Annotated in this window: 18 protein-coding genes; 15 read left to right on the top strand and 3 right to left on the bottom strand. The window is 57.7% G+C overall.

What is annotated here, in order from left to right; translation table 11 throughout:
- The first annotated feature begins 388 nt into the window (after positions 1–388).
- Genes ACFOW6_RS11925 through ACFOW6_RS11910 form a run of 4 tightly spaced genes read left to right on the top strand, consistent with a single transcriptional unit; the run spans position 389 to position 6,058 of the window.
- Entirely contained in the window at positions 389–925 is a 537-nt protein-coding gene (locus ACFOW6_RS11925; protein WP_382422595.1) for a TnsA endonuclease N-terminal domain-containing protein, read from the top strand.
- The gene (locus ACFOW6_RS11920) at positions 912–3,038 is read left to right on the top strand and encodes a Mu transposase C-terminal domain-containing protein (protein ID WP_382422594.1); all 2,127 of its coding nucleotides are present in this window, start codon (positions 912–914) and stop codon (positions 3,036–3,038) included. Before ACFOW6_RS11925 ends, ACFOW6_RS11920 begins: the two co-directional genes overlap by 14 nt.
- A gap of 21 nt (positions 3,039–3,059) precedes the next feature.
- Positions 3,060–4,130, top strand: a complete 1,071-nt coding sequence (locus ACFOW6_RS11915; RefSeq protein WP_382422593.1) for a TniB family NTP-binding protein — start codon at positions 3,060–3,062, stop codon at positions 4,128–4,130.
- Positions 4,130–6,058, top strand: a complete 1,929-nt coding sequence (locus ACFOW6_RS11910; protein WP_382422592.1) for a TniQ family protein — start codon at positions 4,130–4,132, stop codon at positions 6,056–6,058. Before ACFOW6_RS11915 ends, ACFOW6_RS11910 begins: the two co-directional genes overlap by 1 nt.
- A gap of 334 nt (positions 6,059–6,392) precedes the next feature.
- Here ACFOW6_RS11910 and ACFOW6_RS11905 read toward each other — a convergent pair whose 3' ends face one another.
- Positions 6,393–6,905 carry a DUF1440 domain-containing protein gene (locus tag ACFOW6_RS11905; protein WP_382422591.1) on the bottom strand — a complete coding sequence of 171 codons (513 nt, stop codon included), beginning with the start codon at positions 6,903–6,905 and terminating at the stop codon, positions 6,393–6,395.
- A gap of 199 nt (positions 6,906–7,104) precedes the next feature.
- Between ACFOW6_RS11905 and ACFOW6_RS11900 the strand changes: the two genes are divergently transcribed.
- The 11 genes from ACFOW6_RS11900 to ACFOW6_RS11850 all read left to right on the top strand — a co-directional run bounded on the left by ACFOW6_RS11900 (position 7,105) and on the right by ACFOW6_RS11850 (position 19,061).
- A complete protein-coding gene (locus ACFOW6_RS11900; RefSeq protein ID WP_382422590.1) occupies positions 7,105–7,437 on the top strand; it encodes a hypothetical protein in 333 nt (110 codons plus the stop codon).
- Positions 7,438–7,701: 264 nt separating this feature from the next.
- Positions 7,702–8,454: an enoyl-CoA hydratase/isomerase family protein gene (locus ACFOW6_RS11895; RefSeq protein WP_382422589.1), complete on the top strand. Its 753-nt coding sequence runs from the start codon at positions 7,702–7,704 to the stop codon at positions 8,452–8,454.
- Between the two features lie 37 nt (positions 8,455–8,491).
- Positions 8,492–9,268, top strand: coding sequence for an enoyl-CoA hydratase/isomerase family protein (locus ACFOW6_RS11890; RefSeq protein WP_382422588.1), 777 nt, complete (start codon positions 8,492–8,494; stop codon positions 9,266–9,268).
- 25 nt (positions 9,269–9,293) lie between these two features.
- Positions 9,294–10,415, top strand: a complete 1,122-nt coding sequence (locus tag ACFOW6_RS11885; protein ID WP_382422587.1) for an ATP-grasp domain-containing protein — start codon at positions 9,294–9,296, stop codon at positions 10,413–10,415.
- Positions 10,415–11,296, top strand: coding sequence for a succinate--CoA ligase subunit alpha (locus ACFOW6_RS11880; RefSeq protein ID WP_382422586.1), 882 nt, complete (start codon positions 10,415–10,417; stop codon positions 11,294–11,296). Before ACFOW6_RS11885 ends, ACFOW6_RS11880 begins: the two co-directional genes overlap by 1 nt.
- A gap of 43 nt (positions 11,297–11,339) precedes the next feature.
- Positions 11,340–12,416 (top strand): ABC transporter substrate-binding protein, encoded by a 1,077-nt coding sequence (locus ACFOW6_RS11875; RefSeq protein ID WP_382422585.1) that lies wholly within the window; start codon positions 11,340–11,342, stop codon positions 12,414–12,416.
- A gap of 121 nt (positions 12,417–12,537) precedes the next feature.
- A complete protein-coding gene (locus tag ACFOW6_RS11870; RefSeq protein ID WP_382422584.1) occupies positions 12,538–13,629 on the top strand; it encodes an ABC transporter ATP-binding protein in 1,092 nt (363 codons plus the stop codon).
- A 68-nt stretch (positions 13,630–13,697) separates the two neighbouring features.
- Entirely contained in the window at positions 13,698–15,425 is a 1,728-nt protein-coding gene (locus ACFOW6_RS11865; RefSeq protein ID WP_382422583.1) for an ABC transporter permease subunit, read from the top strand.
- Positions 15,422–16,789 carry an NAD(P)/FAD-dependent oxidoreductase gene (locus tag ACFOW6_RS11860; protein WP_382422582.1) on the top strand — a complete coding sequence of 456 codons (1,368 nt, stop codon included), beginning with the start codon at positions 15,422–15,424 and terminating at the stop codon, positions 16,787–16,789. The genes ACFOW6_RS11865 and ACFOW6_RS11860 overlap by 4 nt, the downstream gene beginning before the upstream one ends.
- A 2-nt stretch (positions 16,790–16,791) precedes the next feature.
- Entirely contained in the window at positions 16,792–18,111 is a 1,320-nt protein-coding gene (locus ACFOW6_RS11855) for an NAD(P)/FAD-dependent oxidoreductase (protein ID WP_382422581.1), read from the top strand.
- Positions 18,108–19,061 carry an ornithine cyclodeaminase family protein gene (locus ACFOW6_RS11850; protein ID WP_382422580.1) on the top strand — a complete coding sequence of 318 codons (954 nt, stop codon included), beginning with the start codon at positions 18,108–18,110 and terminating at the stop codon, positions 19,059–19,061. Before ACFOW6_RS11855 ends, ACFOW6_RS11850 begins: the two co-directional genes overlap by 4 nt.
- Here the strand turns inward: ACFOW6_RS11850 and ACFOW6_RS11845 are convergent.
- Together ACFOW6_RS11845 and ACFOW6_RS11840 are read right to left on the bottom strand one after the other, a co-directional pair.
- Positions 19,058–19,861, bottom strand: coding sequence for an IclR family transcriptional regulator (locus tag ACFOW6_RS11845; protein ID WP_382422579.1), 804 nt, complete (start codon positions 19,859–19,861; stop codon positions 19,058–19,060). The genes ACFOW6_RS11850 and ACFOW6_RS11845 overlap by 4 nt on opposite strands.
- A 336-nt stretch (positions 19,862–20,197) precedes the next feature.
- Positions 20,198–21,487, bottom strand: a complete 1,290-nt coding sequence (locus ACFOW6_RS11840; RefSeq protein ID WP_382422578.1) for an NAD(P)/FAD-dependent oxidoreductase — start codon at positions 21,485–21,487, stop codon at positions 20,198–20,200.
- Positions 21,488–21,538 lie beyond the last annotated feature (51 nt).

The raw sequence follows: 21,538 nt of genomic DNA, 5'->3' as shown, positions 1-21,538 counted from the left end.
AAAAAATTATTGACTCCAAATCAGAATTTTGATCATATCCCAGCCTCAACTTTCTCGGAACGACGGCTCCAATGAAATACTCCCTTCAACATAATGCAGCTTTTGCTCGCAGCCGAGCCGTCTCGGAGTCTGCCCGCCTCATACGCGGCTGAGCCTACGCGGTCTACTTAGGCCGCCATCCCACAACTAGGTTCAGACTCTCCGGGAGTTTATCCCAATGTCTAAAAAGTATGTGCCCAGTGCGTCTCGCACTGGAAGGCGAGCTGTGCGTAACAGCACAGAGTATATCGCTGTTGGTGTGCGAAATCCCATCACGCGGAAAACAACCAAATGGAATGGCTACTTCCAAAGCAGGAAGATTGGCGCCTCAGTCCCGTGGGAATCCACGTTGGAGAAGGACTACCTGTATCTCCTTGAATATGACTTCAATGTTGTGAGTTTCTACCCACAGCCTGAAGTGATGAAGCTCGAGGTAGAGGGGAGGTCCGTAAAGCACATCCCTGACTTCCTGGTTGAGTATTCAGATGGGCATTATGAGCTCGTCGAGGTGAAGTATCGAAAGCAAGCTAAAAAACAAAAGTATAGGAATGTAGCAAGGGCTGCAAAAAGAGCTGCATGGGAGCGCGGAATCAATTATCGCTTGTTAACCGAATACTCTATTCGAAAACAACCCCTTCTCCGTAACTGCCAATCGCTATTCTCCTACAGAGAGCGCGAGCTGAGTGATGTTTCATCAATGGCCGTTCGCCATGCGCTGCCTAGTTGTCCAATCTCATTGGGCGATGTTTGCAGGTTGGTTGACTGCAATTACTATATGGGACTTGCAATAATCGCAAACCGTATTCTTAAAACAGATTTATCAGAAGAAATTAATTCTGAAACACTAGTAATTGTAAATTGGGAGAATCATAATGATTACCTATAAAATTAAGAAGGGTGAGTGCGTGAAATTCAGAAAGAAGTTTCTTGTTTTTCAAGAGACCACGTCTGATGGATGCTATTTGTTCAAAACGAAGGATGAGAATATTAATAAGTTTCTCACTCATAAGCAAATGGAGGAGGCATATGAATCTGGTAACCTTGAATTGGATGTGAAATTTGATTCAGATGGATTCTATGATGACAGTCGTAAAATTAATCTTCTTGATTTATCAGAGGAAGATAAAAGAACTACATTCGCAAGGCTGGAGTACTGTGAAGCTCTAAAAAACGCCAATATTCCCCGCTCAAAGACTTATCTAGACTTATTGATTAGAAAAGTTGCTAGGGAGCGTGGTGATAGAATTGAAAGGGAATCTAGCGATGGTTCGTCAGGATTCACTGCGCCATCGGCTGACACCCTGAATAGGTGGTTTAAAGAGTACCTGGACAAAGGGATTTATGGTCTAGTTCCGGCTACGGATAGGCGTGGGAACCGCACTAACAAACTCCTTGCGGACTATACGAAAAAAGTTGGCCCTGTATACGCCAATCAAGTGATGGATGAATTACACTCGGAAGTGCGTACCTACTGCAAACCCGAGCGCCCTCCAATCAAAGCCGTACGCGATGCGCTATGCGCAATCTTGCTGTCACACAATGACAATTTGCCAGAGGACCAGAAGTTGCATTACCCGTCCGAACCTACGGTAACACGTATGCTTCATAAACTTAATGCTAGGGAGGTGGCTAAAGCTCGAGATGGCGAACAAGCTGCCTCTAATAAATATGACCCTGTTGGTGTGCGCGAAGCACCTACAGTTCCAATGCGTATCGTGGAGGCGGACCACACAACCCTTGATGTGAATGTTCTATCAGATGATGGCCACAATTTAGGGCGCCCAACGATGACGGTGCTCCTTTGTCGGGCAACGCGCATGGTTGTGGGTTATTACATCGGTTTTGCACCGCCAGGTGGCGAAGCTGTCATGTGTGCCATGAGAAGCATGGTCATGCCCAAGAAACCTATTCTGAAGAGACTAGAGCATCTTGGGGAGTTTGATAATGCTTGGAACGCCTATGGCAAACCCCAGGAGTTAGTTTTGGATAATGGCCCCGAGTTTCACGGAGGTGCTCTCAAAACTGCATGCCTTCAGCTTGGCATTAATCTTACACACTGTGCTGCCGGAACTCCTAAGCATAAAGGTGCCGTTGAGCGCTTTTTTGGAAGCCAGAACGGGATTATTCACCAGATTCCAGGGACAACTTTCTCAAATATCCAGGAGAAAGGTCGATATGATTCGGCGGAAAATGCTTGTATCTATCTGGAAGAACTCCGGCATCTCTTAACAAAATATATTGTGGATATTTACAATCAAACGCCGCACAGAGGTGATGGAATGAATCTAAGAACGCCTCAGTGTGCTTGGGATGAAGGTGTCCGGGAACATACTGTTACTATTCTAAGAGATTATTCTGATATGGACTGCCTGCTGGGTGGTTATGAAAAGCGTACTTTAAGCCGTAAGGGGATTGAGCTCTTCGGTCTGCGGTACCCACCAAATATGCGGGCCAGCGAGGTCTTGGAAGAGAATAGAGGCCTTCATAAACCCAATACTGAAACTCCTTCTATGGAGGTTCAGGTGCGGTATGACCCTGCTGACATCAGCTATGTCAAGTTTCTGGTACCGGGAACCAAAGAATACGTAACTCTGAAGTGCTCGGCACCGGAGTCGTATACGAAGAACCTGACGCGTGAGGTTCATAGACAAATTATGAGTGCCGTTCGCCAGAAAGGTCTCAAAACCGATAACTTCGAGAATCTTATCAGAGCAAAGGCCGCTCTAATGAAAATGATTTCTACGTACTCTGAGCGAACTGCGACTAAGGGACTGACCAGGCTGAAGCGTATGATGGGGGAAGGACGTGATGTTGCGAACATCACGTGCGCGGAAGACCTGAAGACCGAGCATGAAAGCTCGTCTGAACCAACGGAAGTGAATCCGGAACTTACAACAGAAAGTCACTCGGATTCTCAGGAAACTGATAAGGAATTTAAATTTCCTTTCGAAGAAGAAGATGAAGATGTATATGAGCGTTTCGTGGTAAGTAAACGATAATATTTTATGAGGAGATTATAAATGAATTCATTTTCAATGTTTTCCGACAAGCAGAATGAAAACGAAATTCGTAAGAAATTAGTGGATTTCAAGGGTACCTTTGTTTTCCATACAGAAGTTATGGAAAACTGGGAGAAACTAAAACAGTTGTATCATTATGGGGCGATGCCTGGCGGTTCGACACAGGTGACTCTGACAGGGCCGTCCCGCACTGGAAAATCTGAATTACTTTCAGTATTCACTGAGGAGATGAATCGTGAATATGGTGACTCCTTCACTAGCGGAGTTGTGCCGGATGTACAATTCAAGTCCGTTCCTGTCCTCTATGTGGAGACGCCTAGCAAAGCAACATTGAAAACGCTAGCGAGTGCGACACTAACCGAGTTGCTTGGTCATCATGTTTCCACGAGGGAATCTGAAGCTTCCCTTGTCTCAAGGGTTCGGAAGGCCCTGAACTATCATAAGACACGCGTTCTCATCTTCGATGAATTTCAGCACCTGACCAATCATGGACAATTGCATTCGCGTTCAGGTCATAGCCCAGCGGCCGACTTTATCAAGACGCTCCTGAATTCCGGGGAAACATCAATCGTGCTTGCTGGCATGCCTGAGGTTCGTGGTGTGGTTAAGGGAGATAAACAGGTATTGAATCGAGGGTGGCAAAATCTGACTCTGGATAGGTTCCGTCTTGGTAGCAAAAAATCCCATCAGAGATTCGTAAATTGCCTGAAAGACTTTGAGGATTCTGTGCCGCTACCTAATAGATATGAGTTCTCAACTCCTGAGATGGCAATTCGTCTTCACTACGCCACCGATGGCCTAATTGGCCTGGTATCTCAACTTTTGAGAATTTCCATCCAGAAGGCGCTCGAACAGGGCCAGGATAGTCTTTCCTATGAACTGATTGCATATGTCTATCGCGAGCAGATGTGGGCAGAGGGGAAAGAAGACCCGTTTTCGTGTGATAAGGAGAAACTCAAAAATCTATTTAATAGTTCGATTCCAGATAATTTTAACGACGACGATGGCTCGGGGAAAAATAAGAGAAAAGCACCCAAAAGCTTAAGTGAATTTAGAGCGGGAATTTACTAATGGATTACACATATACTATTAATAGTCTTCCTGCTCAAATCAAGATGCATAAAGACGAGAGTGTCAGTGGTCTCATTACGAAACTTTCTGACGCATTTAGCCTTGAAAGCACAAAGCGAATTGGAGAGTTGATTGATGCCCCTCAGGCGCGCACTAAACTCGACTATTCGGACTGGTCAAAGCGGATGGCGCTTCTAACCAGTTTGGATGAAGATTTTCTTCGTCAACGAGCCCACATCCACTGGGATGATGAGCACGTCAATGTGCTTGGTGTAAAGTTTCCTCGCTTCGCCACTTGCTTGCAGCAGCCCAGGATTTGTCCGGAGTGTCTGTCGGAAGAAGGTTATCGACGCATCTCTTGGGAACTCTTGCCTATGAAAGTGTGCGTGAAACACCAGTGCAAGCTGTTATCACACTGCCCGTTCTGTGATGGGGCCCTCTCATGGACCACACCCTCACTCACGACATGCAAGTGTGGGTTCGACCTGCGCTTAGCCAAAGGCGAAAAGGTGCTGAATAAGGATTTGTTGGCTGCGAAAGAGGTCGGCATCAGGTTGGGATTGTTCGCCGGGAAAACGACATTATCTCCGCCCTTCGCTGGCCTCGATTTGCCGGACCTTTTGACAGCATTTGGTTATTTGGGTCGGGCCGCTTTGGTTCGAGAGAATGGCGCAATCCTCGATAAGGCAACGCTTCGTCGCGAAGATTCCCATGCCATCCTATCCGCCGGAGCTCGGGTGGCGGCTAAGTGGCCAGGTGCATTCCACAAGATTCTGGATGCTCGTTGCATGAAAGCACAACAGGAAAACGCTTCCAGTGTCACGGCCATGTTTGGACCTATCTATAAGACTATGACCAAAGGAGGAGATACGGGTATTTGGCCCACAATTCGAGAGGCATACGTTGCATATGTAAATGAAAGACCTGACCTGCCTATCGGGTTTGTCGGTCGAGGGCTTGCACGCAGCTGTGCGGTGACCTGGATTTCAATGAAGGAAGCTCGGGCAGTGCTTGGAGTTACTCGACGCCAGATGGAGCGTCTGAAAACCAAACAGGCCTGGCGTAAGATTGGGACGACAGGTTTTGGGAAAACTAGGAGGTATCATGCTTCTGATGTGAATGCGCTTGCGGCTAAGCTATCTCGACAGGTTTGTCTTGAGGAGATGTCCAGACTCTTGGGGATGGACCGCAGGCGCGTGCATGACCTACTCAAAGCATCTCCTGTAGAGCTATGCCTCTTGCCTGACCTGGAGAATGCTCGTGGATACACAATTGACCCAGACGAAGTGTTCTCATTTCTCAATCATTTGAAGGATGGCGCCCAGAAAACCCCTTTAAAGGATGGTATGGATTTTCGGCAGGTGGTCTCAGCGGCAAGTCAAAAAGGAATTAAACTTTCGGTCCTGCTGCAGCTAATGAATAAGGGTATGCTGCCTGCAAAGGGCTTTGATGATACGAAAGCGGGTTTCGATGCTCTGCTGTTCGAGACTTGTGATGTATGGGACTCATTCAATAGTTACTTTGAGGAAGATAAGGACACGCTCTCTGTCGCAGAGGCTGCTGAGATGCTCAGGGTTTCGGAAGGTGAGATGTCCACTCTAATTCGTAGCCAGATTGTTGGGGAGACGACTTTTACCAAGCGACTTCCGCAAGGCTATCGAGTGGCCCGCAAAGATATCGAAACCTTTAATCGGAAGTACGTAATGGGGCGCCAGCTCGCTCGCGAATTGGGCTTCTCAAAGCGTCCGGCCAGGTGGCGGACCAAAGACTTGAGCGGTATGAAGCTGGTAGCTGTTATTGGCCCCCGCGATTTGGATATCTACCGGAGAAGACGAGAAGGTAGACTGCCGAACCTAAAGTCTACTCACGTCGAGAAGATGGAAAGTGCAAACGACAACAGTCATATAGATTGCCGCTTCGCGGCATAAGGGAACCATCCCAAACAATATAGACGTATGTCGTATGAAAAGGAGCCCTGGATTAGGGCTCCTTTTTTTTATTCACATCTCTAAAAATCGACTTAAGAGTGCTCTTTTTTGAGCCGAAATTTCGGTAGATGCAATTTATGAGTTTTCTGTTTCGGTAAACGCATTTTATGCATAGATAATGTTCGGTAGATGCAATTTATGCATCATGATTTGAGAATAATAGAGTAACGCATAAATTGGTAACTAATTGATTTTAATGCATACTTAAATTCAGATTATGCGTTACCGGACATTATAGTTGTTTCAGTGTTTCCTATGAACGGGGAATGGGCAGTCAGTTGGATCGGGCGTCGGCCAGGAGGGCGCGTCGAACGCATTCGATCGTCCAGATCCAGATGATCGTGCCGACGATTTCCGAGACATATCCTTCGAGCGGGATCGTCCAGAACATCGGCCCGACCCCGATGATCGGCAGCACGATAATGTGCGCCCCCAGCCCCATGGCCAGCCCAAAGGGAATGCCCTGTCCTGTGCGAAGGATGGGCTTGGCCTGGACCAGCAGGCAGTAGGCCACGGCAATCACCACCGAGAACAGAATATGCACCCCGTTCCCGCCCCAGTTCACGACCTGCTCCGAGAACTGGTAGGTCATCCCCGTCGCATTGAAGCCGAAGAGTTCGAGCAGGCCGATGGGCGGAGGGACTGCGTCTGGCAGTCTTGGGGGTAACAGCGTCTCCACGCCTGACTTCACGAGCGCAGAGACGACGCCAGCCGCGACCCCGGCACCGATCAGTTGGTTGAGGCTGTGTCTCAGTTGTCCCCTGCGAATAGTCCCATCACCGGTCATGAATCTTTTCCCCGCCGCTAAACCGCACAGCAGTACTGTACGTTGTGGAAAGCTCTACAACTTTAAGCTACACAAGTGTCCGTTCGTTGGCCACACCGCGACCATAAAAGCTGTCGGGCGACCGCAAGGGAGTCCAGCTTGAGCGGCGCGTGCGGCGCACTAGCTGTCGCTCAATCCCCTGCCCAACCCGGCAGGGTGGTTGGAAAACGAGACGGGGCTCGAGCGAACCCGGGCTGCGCTGGCCGCATTCTTCGCCTACTACCGCCGGACCGAGCACATGTGGCACGTCTCATTCCGGGATGTCGAGGCGGTTCCGGCCCTGCAGAAGCCGATGAACCAGGTCCAGCAGTCCCAGTATGACATCGGCGAGGACCTTCTGCGCCATTTCGAGGTCTCGGATGGGCGATGCGCGGCTTTGGCGGCCACGCTCCATCATGCCCTGGCCTTTTCCACCTGGTCCTCACTCAAGTCCCATGACCTCGGCGACGAGGCCATGGAGGAGCCGCCTGCCTCTGGAGCGAGGCGGCCCTGACTTCCCCGGCGAAATAGGGAAACGGTCATGTGTGTTCTGTCGTGACAAGGCCTGACGCCAACGCTCTGTTGACGTGAGTCGACGTTCCGTCGATCAGGAAAGGCAAACGCCTGCACTCTAGGGCGGAAGGCTTCAGTTGCGAGAGCCTGGCCTCCATACCGTCACGAAAGATGAATCTTTGCAAAGGATTGACAGGGCGAGCCAAGGCACGCCATAGTAATTGAACAACAATAATGATTATTGCTATTCAATAACGAGGCTGTGTTGGGAGTCGAACTCGAGCGCAAAGGCTCGCTGCTGTGTCTGACGCTGAACCGTGAAGAGCGGCTGAATGCGTTGGATACGGATATGCGAACGGCCATCGCGGAGGCACTGAATGCTGCTTCCGAGGATGATGAGGTCAGGGCGGTCGTTCTGACCGGAAAGGGCGCGCGCGCGTTCTGTGCCGGGCAGGACCTGCATGAGAGCCAACAGCTTTCCCCGGAAGCCGGCGATGCCTGGATGGACACCTGGCAGCGCTTCTTTGCCGCCGTTAGCCAATGTCGGAAACCCATCGTTGCGGCGGTCAACGGCACGGCCGCGGGGGCCGGACTGCAGCTTGCGTTGATGGCGGACCTGCGTGTCGCCGTGCCAACGGCCCGGTTCCTGATGGCGGAGATCAACGTGGGCCTTCCCGCCATTGCGGGCAGCTACCTGTTGCAGACCCATCTCGGTCAGGCCCGGATGCGCGAACTGGTGCTCACCGGCCGCGTCTTTACCGCAGAAGAGGCCAGTGAATGGGGGCTCGTACAGGAGACCAGGCCGCCTGACCAGTTGTTGGAGCGCGCCGAAGCCATGGCTCTCCATCTCGCCGAAAAACCACCGGTCGCGATGCGACTGACCCTGGAAATGCTGAGAGGAATGATGCGCCGCGGCCTGTCCGAGGCCGAGACGGCTGCCGTTCAGTATCAATCGGAAGCTATCGCCACCGGGGAGCCGCAGGCCCAGATGGCTCGCTTCTTCGAAGCGCGGCGATAGGGCGAACACGACACACGAAAACGCTAGGAGGCAAAGAATGTATGAATTCCTGAAGGTCAGCACGGAAGGAAAGGTGGGGACCATAACCTTGAACCGTCCGGATGTGCTGAACGCCTGGCATTCGCCGATGCGCCGGGAACTTGCGGCGGCCCTCGAGGCGATGAATGCCGATGAAGAGGTTCGCGCCGTGATCATGACCGGGGCGGGTGATCGAGCCTTTTCCGCCGGACAGGACCTGAACGAGACCAAGTCGTTCGATACCGAGCGCGCGAGCGAATGGATCGAGGAGTGGCGTGCCCTCTACAGTGCCATACGCGGCATGTCGAAGCCGTTGATTGCCGCTCTGAACGGCGTGGCCGCCGGTTCCGCATTCCAGGTGGCCCTGCAGTGTGACATTCGCATCGGCCATGCGGGCAGCAAGATGGGGCAGCCGGAGATCAATTCGGGGATCGCCAGCACATTGGGGCCGTGGCTCATGAAGGAGATGCTGGGTCTGTCGCGAACCATAGAGCTTACACTGACGGGGCGCATGATGGACGGAGAGGAGTGCCATCATATCGGCCTCATACACCACCTTGTGCTCGCGGAGCAGGTTCATGCCAAGGCGATGGAGGTGGCGGGCCAGCTGGCGGAAAAACCCCCGGTGGCCATGGCACTGAACAAGCGTCGCTTTGCGGAGATGACCCAGCCCGGGTTCGAGGATGCCCTTGCTGCCGGCAGCCGGAACCAGAAAGAGGCTTACGCCAGTGGCGAGCCGCAGCGCATGATGGAGGCATTCTTCGCCGAGCGCACAAAGCGCAAGCAGAACGCCTGATAGGCCCGAAGGGAGGTACGACGCTGTGGACTTGCTGGAGTATCAGGGCAAGGCGCTTCTGCACCGACACGGAATCCCGATTCCCAAGGGAGCGCTCTGGCCTGACCTGCCGGGCTGTGAAGGCCGGATTGTTCTCAAGGCGCAGGTCGCGAGTGGCAAGCGTGGAAAGAGAGGCGGCATTCGCGTCCTGGATGGTCCCGAAACGGCTCAGGATGCCGTCCGCGAGATGGAGTCTCTGATATTCGACGGCGAGACCGTGAGCGAGGTCTATCTGGAAGAATGTCTCGATATCGCGCGGGAACTGTATCTTGCGTTTGCCGTCGACCGGGATCGGCGCTGTCCGGTGCTTCTGGCCTCCCCAGAAGGAGGGATTGATGTCGAGGAGGCGCCGGCAGACGCACTGTTGCGCCTGCCGATAGATCCCTTCCTGGGGTTGCGGGAATTCCACATTGCCGCCGCTGCCAGGTGGCTGGGGGTTGGCGTGGAGGCGCGTGAACAGCTGGCCGGGGTCGTGCGCTCCCTCTATTCCCTGATGATCTCGGAGGATGCCGAACTGGTGGAGATCAATCCGCTTGTGGTGACCGGCGACGGGAATATCGTCGCCGCGGATGCCAAGGTCAGCCTGGACGACAACGCCGCCTTCCGCCGCCAGGCAATCACAGAATCCCGAGAGCCTTCCCAGACACGCATGTCCCAGCTTGAACAGGCCGTGGCAGAAGCCGGAGCGGTGGGAATCGAGATCGATCCGGACGGAGATATCGTTGCGGTCGTGAGCGGGGCGGGGCTGATGATGGCCACGCTGGATATCCTCTGCCAGGCCGGTCTGCGGGTGCGGGCCGTCGTCGATCTCGGCGGCTCCGTCCTCGCCGGCGGCGAGGTGCTCGGCAGGGTCTTTCAGGCCGTGGTCGCTGCGGGTCCGCAGGCCACCTTCCTCAATGCCTACATGCATACGGCGCTGTGCGACGAACTGGCAAGAATGCTGATCGAGGCCCAGCAGATCGCGCCTCTCGAAGGTCAGGTGGTCGTCCGCCTGAAGGGGCGCAACAGCGATGCAGGGCGCTCCCTTCTGGCGGACCAGGGCTTCGAGGTCTTCGAGGATCTGGCACCGGCCATCCAGGCGTTGACGCAATCCAGGGAGCTTGTCTGATGGCGATCCTTGTCGACGCGAACAGCAGGATCCTCATCCAGGGCATCACGGGCCATACCGGGCGCAACCTGGCCCAGAAGATGCGCGCCGAGAACAGCCCGCTCGTTGGCGGGGTTTCGCCCAAGCGGGCGGGAGAGACCGTCGACGACCTGCCGGTCTACGCCTCCTGCTACGAGGCCGTGGCGGCGAGCGGGGCAAATTGCAGTTTCGTTTCCGTGCCCGCGCCCCTGGCCTGCGAGGCCGCGCTGGAGGCCATCGATGCCGGCATAGCCACGCTCGTGATCTATACCGAGGGCGTGCCCATCATGGATGCCATCCAGATCTCGGCCTATGCGAGAAGCCGCGGCGTGCGGGTTCTGGGTCCCAACGCCGCCGGCTGCATCAGCCCGGACCTGGCCAACCTCTCGGATCTGAACGCCGCGCTGCTGCGCCGCGGACCGATCGGGATCGTCTCGAAGAGCGGAACGCTGACCTATGAAGTCATCGAAACCTTGAATGCCCATGGCCTGGGGCAGAGTACCGTCGCCTGTCTTGGCGGCGATCCCGTGGTGGGGATGAGCCATGGCGAAGTGCTGGACCTGTTCGAGGCTGATCCCGAGACCGAGGCTGTCGTGCTTATCGGCGAGATCGGAGGACGCAGCGAACTTGATGCAGCTGAGCGGGTGACCCGTATGCGCAAGCCTGTCGTAGCGTATATCGCCGGTTTGCATGCCCCGCCGGGCAAACGCATGGGACATGCGGGCGCCATGCTTGGGTCACCTGAAGAGAATGTACCCGGAAAACGTGCCGCGCTGGAGACTGCGGGTGCAAGCGTAGTCGATGACGTCATGGGAATCGGTGAGGCCTTGCGGCGCGTCATGGTCCCGGCTGGGGCCGGCTGAACACTGATTCCGCCAAGTATAACAAAGGATTGGGAGTACAATCATGTCTAGGACAAAACATCACAAGATCTTCCCGCTGACACGGCGGGAAATGCTTCTCGCAACAGGGGCCGGCGTGGCTGCCGGTACCATGGGGCTGCCTTTCAATGCCCTGGCTCAGGAACGCCTGACGGTTGCCGATCCCGGCGGGCCGTTCGAAGCCGCATTCGGGGAAGCCTTCTATCGCCCCTTCGAGGAGGCAACCGGGCATACGGTTGCGAACACGGCTCGTGAACACCAGCCGACCAGTCAGGTCCAGTCCATCGTGGAGACGGGCTCCTACAGCTGGGACGTTGTGACGGTCACGCAAGCCGACCAGGTTCTGCTGGGCGGCCGGGACCTGCTGGAGGAACTGGATTGGTCCGGGGAGCACATGGACAATATCATGTCCGATGCCCGAACCGATGTCTGGATGGGCACGGATGTCTACGCCACGATCCTGGCCTATCGCAGCGACACATTCCCGGATAAGGCGCCCGAATCTTGGGCCGATTTCTGGGATGTCGAGACCTTCCCGGGTCGGCGGGCACTGCGCCGCAGCCCGATCGACACGCTCGAGATCGCACTGATGGCGGATGGCGTGGCGATGGAGGACCTGTATCCTCTGGATATCGACCGGGCATTGGCGAAGCTGGATGAGATCCGCGAGCATGTCGATGTGTGGTGGACAGGCGGCGCGCAGACCAGTCAGCTGCTGGCGAGCGGCGAAGTCGATATGCTGCCGACCTGGAACGGGCGTGCCCAGACCGTGATCGACGATGGTGCTCCGGTGGGCATACAGTGGAATCAGGGACTCTATTCCATCGAGGGTTGGAGTATTCCAAAGGGGAACCCCAAAGCGGACCTGGGTCGGGAGTTCATCAAGTTTTGTGCCGATCCGGAACGACAGGCGGCCTTTACGGACAAGCTCGCCTATGGGCCGACCAACCCGAAAGCCTATGATTTCATCTCGGAGGAGCGGGCGAAGTTCCTGCCCACGGCACCTGACAACCTGGAGCGCATGACCCTGGCCGACCAGGGTTGGTGGGGCGAGCACAAGGAAGAAGCGGAAAGCCGCTTCAACGAATGGCTCCTCTCGTAACGCCCAGTGTTTTGCAGTTACGGGGACGATGCCGGTAAACTCCGGCATCGTCCCTCCTTGGCGATTTCCTTACAGGCTGTCCCAGCTTCGCTGCGGCCCTACCCGCGACGGGGATGTGTAAATGACCACCTCACAGGTGCAGAAGAAACTTCAAGTCCGTCAGCTCCGTAAGACGTTCGGCGACCTCGTTGCCTTGGAGGGCGCCGATCTGGACCTTGCGGATGGGGAGTTCCTCACTCTGCTGGGGCCTTCGGGTTCCGGCAAGACGACCTTGCTCCTGGCAATTGCCGGCTTGAACGAGCCCGACAGCGGCGAAATTCACATCGATGGGAGGTTGGCGACCTTCCTGCCATCGTACAAGCGGGATATCGGGATGGTTTTCCAGAACTATGCCCTGTTCCCGCATATGACGATCTTCGACAACATCGCCTTCGCGTTGAAGATGCGCAAGTGGCCGAAGGACAAAACCACGGAGGCGGTGGAGCGCGTTCTGGAGATCGTCCAGCTGCCGCACGTGGCGACGCGCTATCCGCGCCAGCTGTCGGGAGGGCAGCAGCAGCGCATCGCGCTTGCACGTGCCATGGTGTACGAGCCCTCCGTCATCCTGATGGACGAGCCTCTCGGCGCGCTCGACAAGAAGCTCCGCGAGCAGCTGCAGCTCGAGATCAAGCGCCTGCACAAGGAACTCAATATCGCAGTGCTCTACGTCACCCATGACCAGGAGGAAGCCCTGGTCATGTCCGACCGCATCTGCCTGATGCGCGAGGGGCGCATCGAGCAGCTAGGCACGCCGACGGAATTGTATTTCCGGCCCCGCACCCTGTTCGCCGCCGATTTCCTTGGTGAGGCGAACCTGCTGAGCGGCCGCGTGGCTGGAGAGGATAATGGAACCGTGCTGGTCGATCTTGCGGACGGCACGCGCGTGCGCGGGGTGAGCGACCATACCCTTACCATCGGCCAGGATGTGCGCATGATGGTCCGACCGGAAACGCTTCAGGTGCTCGCCCAGGGAGAAAGTGCGGAGAATGTGCTCGAGGCCCGCTTCACTGAAGAGGTCATGAGCGGCAGTACGACGCAAAGCTTCTTCACCATCGGGTCCGACCAGCGGCTCTTTACCAAGTCCTTGACCCAGACAGGCGCGTCTGCGGCGAACGGCGAATCCCTGCGTCTGGGGTGGGCCTCAGAGCGTGCCGTCGTGCTTCCGGACGAATGAGCAGGAATGGCGCAATGATGGGCTCAATAGTCTCAAGGATATCCCGGGGGCGGTTGCCGTGGCCCCTCATGCCTGCCCTGCTGTTCCTGGCAGCTGCATTTGTCTATCCTGTCGTTCTGCTGCTCAGCCAGAGCGTCAGCGGAGAGCAGGGCGGCTTCACGCCGGATCACTATCTGAAGCTGCGGGAATCCTTTGTCGTCGGGCAAGTCCTGGCGACAACCTTCAAGATTGCCGGCTGGACGGCGGTCTTCTCGGTGCTGGCCGCCTATCCTGTTGCCTTCCTGCTGTCCACGGTGGGCAAGAACCGGCGCAACTTCCTGATCATCTGGGTGTTGATGCCGTTCTGGACCAGCTTCCTGGTTCGCACCTTCGCGTGGATCGTTCTGCTCGGCCGCAATGGCGCCATCAACCAGTTCGCGGCTGCTCTCGGCCTGCCGGAGATGCCGAGCATGCTCTACAACTTCACGGGCGTGATGATCGGCATGGTGCATGCGCTCATGCCCTTGTGCGTGCTGACCATGCTGTCCGTCATGGAGGGCATCGACCAGAATCTGACACGCGCGGCCAATACGCTGGGGGCGCGGCCCTCCCAGGCCTTCCTGCGTATCTACCTGCCGCTGTCGATCCCTGGCATGGCGGCCGGCGGACTGCTGGTCTTCATTACCGCGCTCGGGTTCTTCATCACCCCCGCATTGCTGGGCGGTGAGCAGGAAACCGTGATCGTTCAGCTGATTATCTTCCAGATCAAGGACCTGCTGAACTGGGGGTTCGCGGGCGCCATCGCCGTGATGCTGCTGGTCGTGGCCCTGATCGTGTTCTTCTTCTATGACCGCCTTGTGGGCCTGTCCACCTTGTCGGGCGGAGCCATGCGTGCCGATGACAAACCCTGGCGCAATCCGATCGGGTGGGGCGGGCGCAAACTTGGCAGCTGGATAATCGAGGCACTGGCGTTCGTCTGTGAGACCATAGGCCGCGGCGTCGAGATGCTGCGCCCAACCCGTCCCGACCGCCCGAGAGCTCCGGCGGGTCGGCGGGTTCTGTGGCTTGTCGCCGGCCTGATCCTCTTTTTCCTGGCCGGTCCAGCCTTCTTCATCATCCCGGTCAGCTTTACCGAGGGAAACTTCCTGGGCTGGCCGCCCGAGGGCTTCTCCCTGAAGTGGTATGAGTCCGTATTCCAGGACCCCCTCTGGATCGAGGCGGCTGTGCGTTCGCTGGTCGTCGCCCTGCTGGCCGGCACCATGGGGCTGCTGCTCGGGGTACCGGCGGCCTTCCATATCGTCAGGCGCTCACGCCACAAGACGGCCCTGATCGGCTTCCTGGTCTCGCCCATCATCATGCCGAACATCATCATTGCGGTCTCGCTGTTCTATCTTTTCGCAGGCATCGGTCTTGTGGGCACGACCATCGGCCTGGCCATTGGTCATACCGTGCTGGCCGTGCCCTACGTCGTCGTGACAGTCGTCGCCATTCTCAAGCAATATGACGAGCGGCTTGACCAGGCGGCCTACACGCTTGGGGCCAACAAGGCGAAGACATTCCGTCATGTTACCTTCCCCCTGCTCAAGTCGGGTTTGATCGCCGCCTTCATGTTCGCCTTCGTCATCTCCTTCGACGAACTGACGATCGCCCTCTTCCTCGCAGGCGGGACGATGACGACGCTGCCCAGGCAGATGTGGGACAATGCCCTTCTTCAGGTTTCTCCCACGCTCGCTGCTGTGGCCGCGATGGTCCTGCTGTTCATGACCGCGATCATTCTCCTCTCCGAGTACATGCGGCGTCGGCGAGAGAAGGCATGAGCGACCAGGCTCCGACTTACGCAGACCCCTTGGCTCTAAAGCGTCCCGTTCATGGCGAGGAGGCCCCGGACACCTACTGGCATGCGACAGCCGGACCGGCGGCGCCTGATGATGGCGTACTCAAGCAGGATATGACCTGTGAGGTTGCCGTGATCGGGGGCGGATATACTGGCCTGTCCTCAGCCTACTACCTGGCCCGGCAGGGGATCGGACCGGTCGCGGTCCTGGAGGCCAATCGTCCTGGCTGGGGATGCAGCGGTCGCAACGGCAGTTTTGCGCGCCCCGCCATCGGGCGCATCCCCTATGAAGAGTGGGACCGTCGTTGGGGTCGCGACATTGCCGATGAAATGTTCTCCGAAGCCCTGGCCGCCTTGCAGTCCGTGCGCGATACCATTGCCGAAGCTGCTATCGATTGCGAGGTCATGCCGGAAGGCTGGCTGAAAGTCGCCCACCGGCCCGGACAGGTTTCCGCCCTGCAGACGGAAGCAGCGCTGCTTCGAGAACGCTTTGGTCTGGATGTCGATTTCCTGGACGGTGAACGCCTGGCGGCAGAGCATGTCCGTGGCGGAGAGGCTTATGCTGCCTTGCGCTGGCCGGTGTCCTTTGCCATGCATCCGGTGAAACTGGCCTACGGACTGGTGAATGCGGCCCGCGAGGCTGGCGCCAGTGTCCATGGCGGAACCCCTGTCATCGGACTGGACAAGGAGGGTGCGTATCATCGCCTGAGCACGCCGGCGGCCGAAGTCCGGGCCCGGCATGTGGTCATCGCAACAAACGGCTATTCCGTGGAGAAGCTGTTTGCTCCCTTGCGCAGTCGCCTCTTGCCCGTTCTGTCCAACGTGGTCGTGACGCAACCCCTGACGGCCGAGGAGAAGGCCGAGGGAAACTTTCATACCACGGACTGCATCAGCGATACCCGCAAGATGCTGTATTACTATCGTCGTCTTCCCGACGATCGGATCATGCTTGGCGGAAAGGGGCCGGTCCGCCCCGGGCCCGAGGCCATGGCGCGTCACAGAGACGCCCTGTTGGCCGCAGTCGGCAGGAAGTTTCCTTTCATGCAGCACCCGCGCGCCGATTATTTCTGGGGTGGCTGGGTGGCGCTGACCCGGGATTCCATCCCGCATGTCGCAACGGCGGAAGACGACAGGACGTTACACTATGCCATGGGGTATATCGGCAGCGGTGTCTCCTGCAGCATTCATGCAGGCCGACGGCTGGCGGAGCATATTGCGGGAGGGGGGCAGGCGTTTCCCGCGCCGATGGCGCGAGGTCTTCCGAAATATCCTTTTGCTGCGTTTCGCCGGCTGGGGCAGGCCGTGGCGATGTCCTGGTTTGCCCGCAAGGATGAGAAGGGGCTGTGACGATGGGCAAGGATCAGGAACGGCAGATTGCCGTAGTGGGTGCCGGTATCGTCGGCGTTTCCTGTGCATGGCAGCTCCAGAAGCGGGGGTTCCAGGTCACCTTGATCGATCGGTTGGAGCCGGGCGAAGCCTGTTCCTTCGGCAACGCCGGCGTTATAGCGACGAGTTCCTGCATCCCCCTGGTCCTGCCGGGAACCTGGCGCAACGTTCCGAAATGGCTCCTGGACCCGGATGGACCTCTGGCGATTGACTTGCGCGATGTGCCCCGCTTGGCCAGCTGGTTTCTCCAGGCTCAGCGTACGGCGACCGCTGAGGGCGTTCATACTGCCAGCACGGCATTGCGCCGGCTCCACGCCCCGGCACTCATCGATCATCTGGACCAGGCGAGCGAGGCGGGATGCGATCACTTGCTCCGCCGCAGCGAGTACCTGCACGTATATAAAACCACTGCCGCTTATAAAGCGGATCGGCTTGGGTGGAAGCTGCGCCGGGATCTTGGCATCCCGATGCGCGAGGTGGGGGGCCAGGAATTGCAGGATCTGGAGCCTGCGTTACCCGACAGTTTTGCATGCGGCGTTCTGCTGGAGGGACATGGCGCGGTGTTGGATCCCGGCGGGTTGGTCAAGGCACTGGCAAGCGACTTCAAGAGCCGGCAGGGACGATACATTCAGGCAGAGGTCCAGGATATCATGCCAGGTGGTCCGCGCGGTGTGAGCGTGCGGGCCGGGGGAGAGGAAATACAGTTTGATACGCTGGTCCTGGCGGCAGGTGCATGGTCCGCACAGCTGGCGGGAGCGCTCGGGCACGATTTTCCCCTGGTCGCCGAGCGAGGCTATCACGTCATGTTTGGCGAACCGGCTGTCAGTTTGAACCGTCCTGTGATGTTCGCCGAGGCAAAGTTCGTGGCAAATAGCATGACCGCGGGATTGCGTGTTGCGGGCACGGCGGAGTTTGCCGGCATAACGCGTCCCGCGAAGCAGAGGCGCATTGACATGCTGACGCGATTGGCCTCAGAGAACCTTCCCGACTTGAATCTCGACCAGCAGATCTCGTGGATGGGGCCCAGGCCAAGTTTGCCGGACACCCTGCCGGTGATCGGCCGTTCGCATCTGCATCCGGATGTTCTCCTGGCTTTCGGGCATGGTCATACAGGCCTGACGGCGAGTGCAACGACCGGGCGGATCATTGCGGCACTGGCATCGGGTGAAAGCCCCGAGATTGATATCAGCGCCTTTCGGCCCGAGAGATTTCCCACCAAGTCGCCTGGGCCAACATCTGGAACAATTCGTACTGGCCGGGAAGCCGCAGGGGCAGCCGGATGACAGCACCTGTCTATCTCACCGATGATGAGGTAAGGCGCACAACCCTGCCGATCGGCGAATTGGCGGATGCGCTTGTTCCGGCGTTTCGAAAGCGCTCTGAAGGGGTCGTCATGATGCCGGCGAAGACCGGGATGCACCCCAGCGGCTCGGATGCGTATTTCCATTCGATGCCCGCGCTGGTCCCCGGGGTCGCTGCGGGCGTGAAATGGGTCGCAGGGTCTCCGTCCAACAGCAGCCGCGGTCTGGCGCATATTCATGCGCACCTGATCCTGTCGAATGTCGAGACCGGGGCGCCGATCGCAGTTGTTGAAGCAGGGTATCTGACCGGGTTGCGAACGGCTGCTTTGTCCCTGCTGGCCGCCCGGTCCTTGGCGAGGCCCGAAGCGAAGAGGCTGGGCTTCATCGGTTGCGGGTTTCAGGCACGAACGCATCTCCAGGCATTCGCTGAGGAATTTCCCGTCCGCCAGGTTGCCCTATACGGCCCTCGCCGGCAGAGCGTGACAGCCTTCGAGGAACATGTTGCGGATTGCTACGACCTGGAAACGGTTGCCTGCTCCCATCCGGGAGAGGTGCTGGCTGCGAGTGACATCGTCGTAACCACGGTTCCGGCCCATCGTGATCTGGAAGGGTTCCTTGATGCGCGTGTCCTTCCCGAGGGTGCTTTCGTGTCCATGGTGGACCTGGGGCGGTCGTGGGATGCGACCACCGTCGGGAAATTCGATCGCTGCCTGACGGACGATCTCGAGCAGAGTGCGGCACTCGCTCACAACAACGCCGCGTTCTCCGCAATGTCCTTCTCAGGCGACCTCTCGGGATTGCAGACGGGTGACGTCGAGGGACGACGGAGTGCTTCGGAGCGTATCGCCTTCCTGTTTCCCGGCGTTGCCCTGGCGGATATCGTTGCCGGGCAGATGGTTCTGGAGCGAGTCCGGGCAACGCCGGGGCGCTAGATCTTCCGGCCCCCCAAGGCTTTCGTGATCGCCCAGGCCGTTTCGATCACCACGGGTGCCAAGTCACGTTCGGCCTCCGCGATAGACCAGCGCGGATGGGGGACTGCAATGTTTATGGCGGCCACCACGTCCCCTGCATGATTGCGAACGGCCGCGGCAATCGAAATGTCACCCAGGAAGGATTCCTGATCGCTCAGTGCGTATCCGAAGTGACGGATTTCCTCGAGCTTCCTTTCGATTTCGGAAAGCTCGGTGATGGTGTGTTTGGTCCGGGCTTGGCGATCCGACCTTTCAAGTATGTCGGTCGCCTGTTCGGGCTGAATTCCTGCCAGGATGGCTCGTCCGGGTGCCGTGCAGTAAACGGGCAAGCGTTGTCCGAGAAGGATGTCCACACTGATCAGGTTGCGACTGGGCAGCCGGGAGACATAGATAACCTCCGTGTCGTCGAGCTCGGTCAGGTTGACGGTTTCATCCGTGCGTTTGCTGGCTTCCAGAAGGTAGGGGAACGCCTTCTCGACAAGGTAATCGTTGCGCAGATAGGCAAAACCGAAATCCAGGACCTTGGGGGACAGCGTGTAGCGTTTGGTGAACTTGTCCTGTCGCAGATATCCCAGAGCCTTCAACGTGTAGATGAACCTCTGCGTGGCGCTGCGTCCCAGGCCAGTCGATTCGGTGATCTCGGTCAGGCTTTGCGGATGCCGATGGTCCTGGAAAGCCCGCAGAACGCGGAGAGCCTTCTCCGCACCGCCTACGAACAATCGGGGATCAATACTGTCTGCTTCGGCTTCTTTATTTTTCATTGTCGGTGTAGGGCAATACCTGGATTTTATTCGAGTGTATTATAGGAATGGAAATATTGAATTTTCAGCGGGGGTCTGGCTTACGCCGATCCTGAGACTTGTGGTTGTGGCAAACGTGAAGTCTGTCCACACTGCAAATTATTGTAGCATTGCACGTGCATGCCTGAAATGCCTTACCGAGCAGCAATGAAGGTGCGTCAGGCGAGGGGGTCGGACACGGGGTATTCGCTGTGGAAACGGGACCTGAAAGGAGTTTTCACCTGGTCCGTGCCCTTGGCAGGGTTTGTCTGCAAGCCTGGTGAAGCTGTGAGGTCAGAGGTGCAGGTCAGGTCGCCGCTATGTCCTGTCCACGAGGGCATACCAGGCTGCCAAGACGCTGACAGCAGGTTTGCGCAGAAAGTAGAAGGGGATGGTTCGGACCGGCGTCACCGGGAAGTCCAGGTCCTTGTCCGCCGTGCCGCTCGCCTTGTCTGCGAGGACCCGGCCCATCGCGGTGGCCATGGCTACGCCGCGACCGTTGAAGCCCAGGCCTGCAATCAGGCCGGGCTCGATCTCGTGCAGATGCGGGAAATGGTCCCTGGTCATGGCGACGAAGCCTCCCCACCGGTGTTCCCAGTCCGGCTCGCCGAGTTGTGGGTACAACTGGCAGGCCCGCGCGCGCAGGCGCGCCATTTGGGCCTCGATGCCGCCATCGCCATAGGCTCCGCGCCCCCCGATCAGGAAGCGGCCGTGCTCGTCCAGACGATAATAGACCAACAGCTTGCGGGTGTCGGACGCCACATGACCATAGGGCAGGATGGAGCGGCGCACATTCTCGGACAACGGGGCGGTGGCCACCTGGACGGAGCAGGCCGGGACCATGCTGCGCCTCAATCGCCCGGTCAGGTCCGGCGTATAGGCATTTGTGGCCAGCACCACCTTGCCGGTGTGCACTGAACCCAGGGCCGTTCGCACCAGGAAGCCGTCGCTCCGACGGTCCAGGGAGATGACGCGACTGTGTCCGAAGACTCGCGCCCCCTGGGCGATTGCGGCACGGGCCAGCCCCAGCGTGTAGTTGAGCGGATGGACCCCGCCGCCGCGCCGGTCGATCAGTCCGCCATGATAGGCCTCACTGCCCAGCAGGTCGTCGACCTGCTGCTTGTTGAGCGCTTCGATATCGGCCCCGCGCCTTTGCCACTGCTCCGCCCGTTCCTGGCAAGTCCTGACGGCCTCCGCATTGTGGGCGGATTGAATCCACCCCTCGCGTACGGCGCCGCAGTCGATGCCGTACGTGTCGATGAGGGAGAAAACGAGGTCGGGGGCCGCGCCGGACAGGCGGACCATGCGGCGGCCCATCTCGGGACCGAACATCTCCTCGATGGTGTCCGGATCCTCCTTCAGACCGGGGATGACCTGGCCGCCGTTGCGTCCCGACGCTCCCCAGCCCGGATGCTCGGCCTCGAGAAGCGTCACGGAGACGCCCTTCTCGGCAAGATGAAGTGCGGTGGACAGTCCGGTGTAGCCGCCGCCCACCACGGTGACGTCACTTTGCAGGTCTTCTCTGAGTGGGGGCGTGTCGGGGCGGGCATTGGCGGTTGCCGTCCAGGTGGAGCTGGACAGCACCGGGCGTTCGTTCTCGATGATCATAGGGGGCTTCCGGCTTCTTCGCCCTTCGGGCCTTGTACGTATATCTGTACG

The organism is Fodinicurvata halophila (assembly GCF_042651425.1).
In the GTDB taxonomy this organism is placed as follows: Bacteria; Pseudomonadota; Alphaproteobacteria; order Kiloniellales; family DSM-21159; genus Fodinicurvata; species Fodinicurvata halophila.
This window is presented reverse-complemented; position numbering and strand designations above follow the sequence as displayed.